Here is an 11,304-nt window from a genome sequence, read left to right as displayed (position 1 = left end):
AGGATTTGCGCAAACTTTTTGTAACAGGTTTACGCAAACCATCTGTAGAAGGTGGTTTATGACTATTTGTAGAGTTTTTTTTTGAAGCATGTTCTAGTTCTTGAATCCGTTTTTCTAACTTAGAGAATGTTTCTTCAAATAAAGAAATAACAGCTTCAGGTCCTTTTTTATATGCATCTAAAATGATTTTTCGATCGACCATCCTATTCACCCCCCTGTTTGATATACTCAGTATTTACAAATGGGAGGCATATGAAACTAGTAAAATTAAAAAAAGACACCAAAAGGTGGCTGAGTAGTTACCTTATTTATATTCACATTCCCAGTCTCCTTATACTATTCTATCAATCATTTCATTAATATCTTCATCTGAAATAATCTGTTCAGCCCCATTATTTTCCTCAATGAAATTAAATAAAAAATCTATAGTTTTATCATTTTTTGACATACTGTCCTTGATTTTAATTGGATTATCAATTCTGTTAACTGGTTGATTATCAAGAAAAGGAATCCTATTTATATCCTCTTCTTCTTTAACAACATACTTTCTCAAACCCGTGGAATCCCTTTCAATAAAGAATAAGTTTTCATTATCTACAATTTGCTCATCCGCACAAAGTATATAATAAGTATTCCAAACATTGATTTGTACTTGGTGCAATTTTTCTCTCATTCGAATTACTTCTTCTTTTATATCCTTTAATTCCATACCTATGTCCAAATTTTGAATAATGACATTTAAGTGCTCTTTTTTTAATATTGTTACACCTAGATGACTAAGAACACTTTCTCTTTCCTTTATAAATCCTTTTTCCATTAAACGTTTAAAAGTTATCTCGTATGCATTCAATTTACAATAAACCTCCCCATAAAGAATTTAAATGTCCTTTTAACTCTTCCATATCATTAAACGTGAATAGATTATCAAATTCAGATTCAAACATCCCCCCAGGTATAATGTGTAGAACCATATTAACTTCATCCAACTTAAAATAATCCTTTAATCCATTTATATCGATATCTTTCTTATCCAATTCTTTTTGCAAGGGTGCAGCTCGATTATTAATAAACTTTCCCTGAACAATTGTTTTTGGTGGGTTTAATAAAAATCTAATATCTTCATAATTCCGCAATAAGTATTCAGCTTTCTCAATTGCTTTTTCAATCTTTTCCCCCCTGTTTAAACTAAGAAATCCAATCTGCTTATTTTGAATTTCTTTTACCAGTAGTGATTGATATTGAACTGAGAATTTCGAAATATCACCATAAGCCAGTATTAATAATAAATTCACAATAAACAGTTCCAACAACCGAATTTTTTGCTGATCAATATGTTCTATTTTAAATATGGAAGAATACCGATCTCCATCTAAATAACGATTAATTAACTCACGGGTTGTTCCACCATCATTTATCCATTCCACTAAATATTTTTTATACGCTGAAATATACTCCTGTACTTCTTCATAAAGGTCCATACTACTTAATTGTTGTGTAAGATTAGCAAAAACCTCATCAATAATTGTAATACTTCCTTTAATGTGCGATCTATTCTCTGCTCTTTTATTCGCTTTATCTTCTAAAATTTGTAATAACTCATTCGATTCAGACTCAGAAATATATAGCATTAGTTTTTCTTCATACAAATTACACATCTTCATTAAACGACCAACTAACATCATTAAATCTTCTTGATTTAAGCTTGCTCCCTCTCCAAGCTTCTCATTCAAAACCATAAGTATATGATTTTCATAATATTTAACAGCAGCCAAGTCTGCTCTTTTTATGATATGAAATCTTGAGAGTAAAGAAATTATATCTTCACCACTCTCTTCTTCATAACAAATTTTATTATTATCCCTATCTTTTAATTTTTCTTCCTTCATGAACTTAACTAAATAATCATTTTCATTCACGTCTTTTGGGAAATCTGTGGTCCTATACTTTTTGATTGGCTTGCCTCCAGAGTCCATTATTACAAAGCTCGTAACTAACTCAAATTCCGTTTCATAGCCATCTTGCTTTTTAAAATTCCTTGCTTTACCTATTATTTTGTCTAGCCAACTATCATTAATTTCAGATAAAATAGCTTTTGTATCCTTATCTTTAACTTTCGACCTCTTATAAACTGTCCCACTTGAAAATTTTTCTGTTTCTTTGCTCGATTTAACTTGTATAAATCTCAGTTTATTTCCCTTTCCAACCACTATATCTTCGTGTAACTCTAAAGCTACAAAATCCCATTCTCCTTGCAACATTTGAGTCCAATATTCTAAGCACACTAGAAATTGATAATAAAAACCAGTTAAAGCTATCCTGCCTCCCTCCTCATCAGGTCGTAATTGTAATAACTCTTCAATGAGTTCTTCGCTTTTTTCATCTCTTAAGTTACTGATGAACTCTTCATAATTTTCATTTGCAGTATCTTTAATCAATGATTCCAAAACCTTTTGCTTATAATCCAAGCTCCTCACCTCTATTCCTTATTTTACTAAAATACTGTAGTAATTTGTCATGTTAAGCAGCATTTTTAAATAATTATTAGAAATACTAGTAAGAACCTATGAATTCACTAATCCCACATCAATTGATTGTCAAGCACCTTTACGCCTCTCCTTGTTGCTATTCAAGTTCCCTACTCAATAATACAGATTTTGTGTTATAAGCTTTAAATTCAATATATTAGCAGTTAAAAATCATAACAAACTAAAAAGAGGCTGTCTCATAAGTCTCTTTCGAAGTGAAATCACATGAAATAAAAAAGGCAGAAACGTTATTAAATCAACGTTTCTGCCTTTCACTTTCTATTCAATTTTGGCTGAAAAGCACCTTTTGGGACAGCCTCTTCAATTTATGAAAAAACATTTGTATTTTTACAAAAAGCAAAACCTCTACAATAATGATAGCTATCATCACCTATTACACATACTTCCTATGCACCATCTTCCCATCATAAGAAAACACAACACCCTTATTCTCCACAACTGATTCCATATGAACGGTTCTTCCCCACAATTGATACATATACGGCAATACTTTCTCCAAATACTTCAAATCAAGTTCAATTCCTTCATAATAATGCTTTAAGTATAGTTCACCAGTTTTTAAGTAATCTCCATCTTCAACCATCAAATATGGAAATCCACCATTTGTTCTCATGTTTACAAGCTGATCTCGTACATGTGTCCATTCTTTATCTATAACTTTGTACTCTTTTCCTTGTCTTTGGAACAAGTACATATCTTCTCGCATAACCAATTCTTTCGTTAAATAATTACGAATAAATGATGTGTCACTATCCAACTCCCGCACCTCAAAAATTTTCTGTTTACCCGATCCAGGCTTAATTCCTCTTCGTTTCATTTCTTCAGTCGGATTGTCATAACGTTCTTCAATGTGTTCAAACATTTTAATTCCTAGATAGTATGGATTAATGCTTGTTTTCGATGGTTGAACTACACCTGCATTTAATTTTGCAAATTCAATAGCTTCACTTGAAGTTAAATCCATTTCTCGTAAAATTCTTTGATGCCACAGACTTGCCCAACCTTCATTCATAATTTTTGTTTCCATTTGTGCCCAAAAGTAAAGCATTTCTTCTCGCAGCATCGTTAAAATATCTCGCTGCCACTCCTCTAACTCCCGACTATATTCTTGAATGAACAGCAATAAACCTTTTTCATATTGTGGTGGAAATTTCTTTTTCTTACGAATAATTTGCGGTTCTTGTTTTTTCTTTCTATTATCTAACCCCACAAATCATCTTAATCTGTTTTTCTTCTTGTTCTTCTACATCCATATCATCCGTTTACCAAGATAGTTTATTTCGCACTAATGAGGGATCAATGTGTTCTTGAATTACGAGTACAGCATCAAGAAACTTTGTAACTTCCTGTCTCCCATATCTTTACTCTTACTTATCCTGTAGGTAAAATATAGAAGAAGATATTCTGAACTTGTAAAGGGTGTGTATGCATGGCAAGTCGATACCATTATCAAAAAACTATTAGTAATGACTATTTAGGAAAAAGTAAACTAATTAAAGCGGCGTCTCCATGGGAATTGAATCTAAAAATACAAGAACAAGAACAAAAATGGGCACAAGTTGAAGTGAAGCAACGTGAACGAGAAAAGATTCAAGATATAAAAATGCAAGCAGAATTTGATACAATTGCTGCCCAAGATATAATCCGTGAATATGAAAACCTGTTAAATGCTACCCTCGAAATTGACGACACCTTAGATTGGGAATCTCAAAAGAAATACGACAGTTATCCACCATTTTTCTATGAACCCTTTAATACACCAAAACCTACCTTAAATATTTTTAAACATACATATAAAGTTCCAACCGAAGGAATATTAGAAAAATTCATATCTCCCCTCAAACGTAAAAGAATTCAACTAGAAAATCAGGCAAATAACGCTTATGAACAAGCATTAGAAGAATATAATCAAACTTATGATACATACGAAAAACAGAAAGAAGATGCTCTCAAAAAACACCTTCAGCAAAAAGAAACATTTGAATTTGAACAACAACAACAATACAATGACAATATTACGAACTGGAAAAAGCAATTTGAATTAGGGGAACCTGAAGCAGTTGAGAAGTATGTAAATGTGGTATTAGAAAACTCTCTTTACCCTGATGGGATTGAGAAAGAGTATGATGTACAGTTTCGAAAAGATTTAAATACACTAGTTATATCATATAAACTACCTAACCCAACCTTACTTCCAAATATCACTGAGTATAAATATATTGCCACAAGAAAAGAAGTAAAATCAGTCGAAATGAAAAAGAAGGATTTCGAGGAATTTTATGAGTCTATAATATTTCAAATAACATTAAGAACAATTCACGAGATTTTTGAAGCTGTATATAACAACGATGTAAATATCGTTGTCTTTAATGGATGGATTAGTTATATAGACGAAGCAACTGGCAATGATTCTACTTCATATATTATTTCCGTCCAAGCGTCTCGTGAAGAATTTGAACCTATAAAATTAGACAGAATAGACTATAAAAAATGTATTCAAAGTCTAAAAGGATTATTTGCAGGTAAGCTTACAACCTTATCTCCTGTTAAACCTATCATGACTCTACAAACAAATGATAAACGATTTGTGGAATCCAAAGAGGTTTTAGCTAACCTTACTTCTGCGGACAACTTAGCTACTATGCATTGGGAAGACTTTGAACATCTAGTAAGAGAATTGTTTGAAAGAATGTTTAATGAGGATGGTGCCGAAGTCAAAGTAACACAGGCTACTCGTGATGGCGGAGTAGATGCTATTGCTTTTGATCCTGATCCAATTAAAGGTGGAAAGTTTATCATTCAAGCAAAACGATATAATATGACAGTTCCTGTATCCGCAGTACGTGATTTATATGGAACTATGCTTCACGAAGGTGCAACAAAAGGAATTTTAGTAACAACAAGTTCTTTTGGAAAAGACTCTGTCACATTTATAAAAGATAAGCCAATTACACTAATTGATGGCCAAAATCTCTTATACTTATTTAATAAGTTTGGATATTCGACTCTCAATATAACATTGAATAGATAAAAATAACGGGGGAATTTCCCCCGTTATTTTTCAAGTTACCCATTTTACTTTAATTAATACTTCACTTTAGATAACTTCACACATACTTCCGGTGCACCATCTTCCCATCATAAGAAAACACAACGCCCTTACTCTCCACGATGGACTCCATATGCACCGTTCTTCCCCATAGCTGATGAAGATATGGTAATACTTTTTCTAAGTATTTTAAATCGAGCTCGATTCCTTCGTAACTATGTTTAATGTATAATTCTCCGTTCTTTAAGTAGTCTCCATCTTCTACTACTAAGTACGGGAACCCACCATTTGTCCGCATATTTACGAGTTGATCACGCACATTCTCCCATTCTTTATCTATTACTTTATATTCTTTTCCTTGGCGCTGGAATAAGTACATATCTTCTCGCATAACAAGATCTTTATTTAAGTAGTTTCTTAGGAACGATACGTCCCATTCAATTTCGCGTACTTCAAACATTTTATCACGGCCAGATCCTGGTTTTACGCCTCGTCGTTTCATTTCTTCTGTTGGGTTGTTGTAACGGTCTTCAATATCTTCAAACATTTTAATCCCAAGGTAGTATGGGTTAATGCTTGTTTTTGATGGCTGTACAACACCCGCATTTAATTTCGCAAATTCAATTGCTTCATCAGATGTTAAGTCCATTTCACGAAGTATGCGTTGATGCCAATAGGACGCCCAGCCTTCGTTCATGATTTTCGTTTCAAGCTGCGGCCAAAAATATAACATTTCCTCACGCATCATCGTTAATATATCACGCTGCCAATCTTCTAGCTCACGGCTATATTCTTCAATAAAGAGGAGTAAATCTTTCTCTGGTTGCGGCGGGATTTTCTTCTTTTTACGTATATTAGAGCGTTCTTGTTTTTTATTTCGGTTATCTAAATTCCATAAGTCATCGTATTGTGATACCTTTTTCTTTTCTACTTCGTCCTCTTCTAAATCATCAATACTCCATGCGAGCTTCGGACGCATAAGCGACGGATCAATATGCTCTTGAATGGCAAGTACGGCATCTAAAAATGTTTCTACCTCTGCTTTTCCGTACTTATGCTCATACGCTTTCACACGGTCCGCTGTTGCCGCCATACTCTCTACCATATCTCGCTTCGTATTTGAAAAACGAATATTATTTTTGAAGAAATCACAGTGTGCTAAAACGTGCGCTACAATTAATTTGTTTTGAATTAAAGAGTTCGTATCTAATAAAAAGGCGTAACATGGATCAGAGTTAATAACGAGTTCGTATATTTTACTAAGTCCCAAATCGTATTGTAATTTCATTCTGAAAAATTGTTTTCCAAAACTCCAATGTGAAAACCTTGTCGGCATCCCATATGCACCAAATGTATAAATAATTTCCGCTGGACATATTTCATAACGCATTGGATAAAAATCAAGCCCAAATCCAGTCGCAATTTCCGTAATTTCCGCAATCGCATATTGCAGTGCTTTATCGTCACTTGCTCTCATTATTTTCCCTCCTTACACTTTCCCTTAAGAAAGTGTATGATGAAAAACAAGCTTTCATGAGGATTGATTGCATAATAAAAAGACACCCCCGCAAAAACGAGAATGTCTCATCTATTAACCTTCAATAATCTCCATCTTCTCCGTAATCGGAGTACGAGCTTTTCCTTCTGGCGCTTTATCGAAATAGCCGATATGAAGAATTCCAACGATACGTTGGCCTCTTGTTAAACCGATTCCTTCTATAAATAATGGATTGTAGTTTAATCCGCCTGATTTCCAAACGCAACCTAATCCACGTTCCCAAGCAAGAAGTTGGAAGTTTTGCATAAATGCACATGTTGCAGCGTAATCTTCATCACGTTGAATTTGACGCGGATCTTCATTTATATATACAACGATTTGTGCAGGCGTGCTTAAGAAACGATCTGATAAAATTTTACCGCGTTTCGCTCTTTCTTCTTCTGTGAAAGAATTTAATACTGCATCTACTAATTTCTTGCGGCCTTCTCCGATGTATAGTTTACAATTCCATGGTTCACGGTGCTTATGATTAGGTGCCCATGTTGCATCATTTAATAGTTCAATTAATAAATCTTTTTCTACTGCTTTGTCTGTAAATGTACGAACAGAGCGTCTTTCTTTAATCACATTAGCGATGGAAGTATATGTAGTCATATTTATCTCTCCCTTATTTTTATCTATATGTATAAGTTTATCGTTAGTATTGATATTGATTTTCAATTTCGATTATACCTTAGTTTTTTACTATTAATCAATGTTTTATGTTGGAAAACTTCTAAAAACGTCATTCTATGCTGTGAATAAAAAAACTTAACTTGTTCACAAGTATTTCACATTTTATGGAAATGATATGTGTACAGTTTTCTACATTATCCATCTAGGAGGAGTTTACATGTACAAAAAAATCTCTGTTTGTATGACTATGGCAGCATTATTATGCGGGATATCCACCTTCCCTACATCCGCTGCCACGCCAAAAGCAGTAACAATGCATCACCATAAACCAATTTCAGAAGAAGAAATGCAATCGCTAGAAAAAATCGGCTATAACAAACATGAAATTTGGAAAGCTGCTCATATTGCAAGAATTAGTAATAAAGGAATAAAAGATGTTTTAGCTTACTATAAGCAAAATAAATCTTGGGAGAAAACAGCCGAGCATTTCGGTGTAGATCCAAGTAAGCTGAAAAAGCATCATATGAATAAAGAAACAAAGCAAGCACTGCTACAACAGTTAGCAACTATGCAAAAATCCACACCGGATCAGCTAAAGCAAAAAATGAAAGAATATAACATCAAATTGCGTCATCTTACTGTGTTAACAATCATCTCTCAAAAAAGCAATACCCCTCTTGACGATGTATTAAAAATGAAAAAAGATGGAATGGACATTAAACAAATTGCCGAAAAATTAAATGTAAAAAAAGAAGATATACGAGCGGAAATGATGAAATTAGTGAAGTCTATTAAAGAACAAAAAACAAATTAAAATGCTAAAAAGGAAGAGCCATTCACCACTCTTCCTTTTCTTTATGAACTTTCAATTTTTAAGTATAAATTCCCGTCTTTCCCAAAAACTAACACAAGTAAATGATGTAAGTTAGGGGTGAGAAAATGTTCGGTTTATCATCTAAGAAATCAAAAAAGACTAATACAAAAACACTTTGTTCTATTCCAGAATTTATACAAACCATGAAAGAATCAAGCGATTTTGTCTCTTATAACATACTTAAAGATGAAACGTTGTGCTTGTTTTATTATAAATCTGTCGTGGAAGCACTTATTATTAAACAATTCATTTTAACTCCTATAAAAAAGGAATCGGAACAAATCCAAAACATCTCTGATTTATGTAATATCATCTCTATTGAAGACATTATTACCTCCCCTTCTATTGATGATATTCGTGAAAAATTATTAGGTGGATATATTTTAATACGATTAAAAAACAATTCGAATCCTGATCAATATGCTTTAATTCGTGCCGAAAGTACTGTTTTAGGAAAACGATTATATAACGATACAGAAAATGAGTATAGCGTAATCGGGCCTAAAATCGGTTTCGTTGAAAACCTTGATACAAATATCCACTTATTACGCCGAAATATCGTAACGGAGCAACTCATTTTTAAAGAAGTTACCGTCGGATCTATATCAAAAACGAAAGTAGCAGTTGCTTATATAGAAGGAATTACAAATGAACAATTCATCAACACCGCAATACAACGGCTAGAAGACATTGACTTTGATGTCCCATTTGATTCAACTATGATTGAGCAATTTATTAGTGATAATAGCAATTCACCTTTTCCTGTTTTATTACCTACAGAGCGATTAGATCGAGCTGTATTTGCGTTAATTAACGGGGAAGTTTTAATTTTAACAGATGGCTCTCCATATGCTTTATCAGGACCAACAACGTTACTGGATTTTTTCATTTCACCAGAAGATTATTATTTACCGTGGATGATTGGATCGTTCTTTCGTATTATTCGTTTTTTCGGAGCTATATTTTCTCTGTTTTCCTCCGCTATTTATACAGCGGCTTTAACATATCATTATCAAATGATTCCTGCCGATTTACTAGGTCCTATTATTTTCTCGAGAGCTAACGTACCTTTCCCTCCTATTCTAGAAGCACTCTTTTTAGAAATTACAATCGAATTGCTTCGTGAAGCGGGAGCGCGTTTACCGACAAAAGTTGGACAAACGATTGGGATTGTTGGGGGGATTGTAATTGGCCAAGCATCTGTTGAAGCGGCTTTGACAAGTACAATTTTATTAATTGCAGTTGCTTTATCCGCTCTTGCATCTTTCACAACACCGACTGTAAAGATGTCTTCTACTATCCGGTTGTTACGCTTTCCTCTTATTCTTTTAGCCGGTGCATTCGGAGGATTAGGCCTTATTGTCGGATTTGTATTTATTTTAGCTCATTTAATTAAATTAAAATCACTTGGATCACCTTATTTATTACCTTTATATCCATTTCGTGGTTTAGGTACAGCAGAAGGTTTTCTTCGATTACCATTTAGTCAAACGGCACAAAGACCTTCTTTTCTTAGACCAAAATCAAAATGGCGCTACAATCCAAACAAATCGAAGCAAAAACGTGATGGTGAGAATGAATGAAAAAAATTTTATTGCACCTTATCATTATCTTCTTCGTTTTACAAACTGGCTGTACACAAACGTATATAGTGGATGCACAGCGTATTATTCATATTGCTGGATTTGACATCACAAAAAACAAAAAATTCCAAGGAACTATTCTATTCCCAGAGTACACACATGGTGTAAAGTCTAAACCAGAGACGCAAACAACATCTGCCCGTTCACTTGAAACAATTGCTTCACGATTAAATGCGAAATCTCCTCACAATGTTGTTGTAGGTCAAATGCGTGTCGTCCTATTTGGAAAGGCTCTAGGGGAACGCGGAATGGGAGAGATTATTACTAACTTACAACGTGACCCAAATATCGGGCGTGATGTACAACTAGCAATTGTAGATGGATCGGCTGAAGAGCTTTTAAATTACGGAAAAAAAAATGGGTCTTTATATATTGCTGATTTACTCGAGCAAAATATAAGAAATGAGAACATTCCACAAACTGAATTAAACATTTTTTTATATAATTATTACTCTTCTGTATGTGATGCCTATGTTCCTTATATTAAAATGGACGATAATCATTCTGTCGCTGTCAAAGGACTTGCCTTTTTAAAAGGCGATAAAGTCGTCATGTATACGGATAAAAGACATTCTGTTTTAGCAAAATTACTTATTAACCCTACGAAAAATGGACGTTACGAAGCAGCGATAACAAAGGATAAACATAAAGGTATGGTTGTTATACAAAACTTAGCTGGGGAAAATAAGTATGATATAGATCAAACTGGCGACATACCAAAAGTAAAAATCCATTTAAAATTAAATGGATTAATTAAAAACTCTCCTAATTGGATTGATCTAAGAAAAAAAACAAATATCAACTATATAAAAAAACAAATTGAACGAAATGTCGAAAAAGACTGTGAAGATTTAATAAAACAATTTCAAGAAAAGGAAATTGATCCTTTAGGAATACGAGATGAAATTAGAAGCCATACGAGAAAATGGAATATAAAACAAATTCGAAATATGTATAAAAATGTAGCGGTGGATATAAATTTAGATCTTAATATTGTACAATCTGGAATCGGAGAATAG

9 protein-coding genes and 1 pseudogene are annotated in these 11,304 nt (G+C 33.3%); 4 read left to right on the top strand and 6 right to left on the bottom strand.

The features are described 5' to 3' along the window. From ATL10_RS27135 to ATL10_RS27115, 4 genes and pseudogenes are all read right to left on the bottom strand, one after another. Positions 1 to 202 (bottom strand): DUF6444 domain-containing protein (locus tag ATL10_RS27135; protein ID WP_258375812.1); only part of this gene is annotated, 202 nt, incomplete at its 3' end. Between the two features lie 129 nt (positions 203 to 331). Then, positions 332 to 850 carry an ABC-three component system middle component 1 gene (locus tag ATL10_RS27125; protein WP_110497872.1) on the bottom strand — a complete coding sequence of 173 codons (519 nt, stop codon included), beginning with the start codon at positions 848 to 850 and terminating at the stop codon, positions 332 to 334. 1 nt (position 851) lies between these two features. Continuing rightward, positions 852 to 2,465: a dsDNA nuclease domain-containing protein gene (locus tag ATL10_RS27120; RefSeq protein ID WP_181419348.1), complete on the bottom strand. Its 1,614-nt coding sequence runs from the start codon at positions 2,463 to 2,465 to the stop codon at positions 852 to 854. Positions 2,466 to 2,919: 454 nt separating this feature from the next. Beyond that, positions 2,920 to 3,907 (bottom strand): annotated as a pseudogene (locus ATL10_RS27115) (SpoVR family protein); the annotation flags it as partial. Positions 3,908 to 3,975: 68 nt separating this feature from the next. Here ATL10_RS27115 and ATL10_RS27110 point away from each other — a divergent pair. Beyond that, on the top strand, positions 3,976 to 5,577 hold the full coding sequence (locus tag ATL10_RS27110) for a restriction endonuclease (RefSeq protein ID WP_110497868.1): 1,602 nt from the start codon (positions 3,976 to 3,978) through the stop codon (positions 5,575 to 5,577). A 76-nt stretch (positions 5,578 to 5,653) separates the two neighbouring features. Here ATL10_RS27110 and spoVR read toward each other — a convergent pair whose 3' ends face one another. Both spoVR and ATL10_RS27100 read right to left on the bottom strand, forming a co-directional pair. Next, entirely contained in the window at positions 5,654 to 7,072 is a 1,419-nt protein-coding gene (spoVR, locus tag ATL10_RS27105) for a stage V sporulation protein SpoVR (RefSeq protein WP_110497866.1), read from the bottom strand. A gap of 114 nt (positions 7,073 to 7,186) precedes the next feature. Continuing rightward, on the bottom strand, positions 7,187 to 7,747 hold the full coding sequence (locus ATL10_RS27100; RefSeq protein ID WP_000214819.1) for a nitroreductase family protein: 561 nt from the start codon (positions 7,745 to 7,747) through the stop codon (positions 7,187 to 7,189). Positions 7,748 to 7,985: 238 nt separating this feature from the next. On the opposite strand from ATL10_RS27100, the gene ATL10_RS27095 reads away from it, so the two are divergent. The 3 genes from ATL10_RS27095 to ATL10_RS27085 all read left to right on the top strand — a co-directional run bounded on the left by ATL10_RS27095 (position 7,986) and on the right by ATL10_RS27085 (position 11,304). Continuing rightward, positions 7,986 to 8,582, top strand: coding sequence for a hypothetical protein (locus ATL10_RS27095; protein WP_142670015.1), 597 nt, complete (start codon positions 7,986 to 7,988; stop codon positions 8,580 to 8,582). A 125-nt stretch (positions 8,583 to 8,707) separates the two neighbouring features. Further along, a complete protein-coding gene (locus ATL10_RS27090; protein ID WP_072939951.1) occupies positions 8,708 to 10,225 on the top strand; it encodes a spore germination protein in 1,518 nt (505 codons plus the stop codon). Further along, positions 10,222 to 11,304 carry a Ger(x)C family spore germination protein gene (locus ATL10_RS27085; RefSeq protein ID WP_044783313.1) on the top strand — a complete coding sequence of 361 codons (1,083 nt, stop codon included), beginning with the start codon at positions 10,222 to 10,224 and terminating at the stop codon, positions 11,302 to 11,304. The genes ATL10_RS27090 and ATL10_RS27085 overlap by 4 nt, the downstream gene beginning before the upstream one ends.

This window comes from Bacillus sp. 196mf (assembly GCF_003217275.1).
GTDB lineage: Bacteria > Bacillota > Bacilli > Bacillales > Bacillaceae_G > Bacillus_A > Bacillus_A thuringiensis_S.
The sequence above is the reverse complement of the archived record's forward strand: the minus strand, read 5'-3'. Positions and strand labels throughout refer to the sequence as shown.

What these genes read in the sequence shown, in the direction of transcription:
- ATL10_RS27110 (WP_110497868.1), top strand. Translation starts at nt 3,976, where the DNA reads ATGGCAAGTCGATACCATTATCAAAAAACTATTAGTAATGACTATTTA.
- spoVR (WP_110497866.1), bottom strand. Translation starts at nt 7,072, where the DNA reads ATGAGAGCAAGTGACGATAAAGCACTGCAATATGCGATTGCGGAAATT.
- ATL10_RS27100 (WP_000214819.1), bottom strand. Translation starts at nt 7,747, where the DNA reads ATGACTACATATACTTCCATCGCTAATGTGATTAAAGAAAGACGCTCT.
- ATL10_RS27095 (WP_142670015.1), top strand. Translation starts at nt 7,986, where the DNA reads ATGTACAAAAAAATCTCTGTTTGTATGACTATGGCAGCATTATTATGC.
- ATL10_RS27090 (WP_072939951.1), top strand. Translation starts at nt 8,708, where the DNA reads ATGTTCGGTTTATCATCTAAGAAATCAAAAAAGACTAATACAAAAACA.
- ATL10_RS27085 (WP_044783313.1), top strand. Translation starts at nt 10,222, where the DNA reads ATGAAAAAAATTTTATTGCACCTTATCATTATCTTCTTCGTTTTACAA.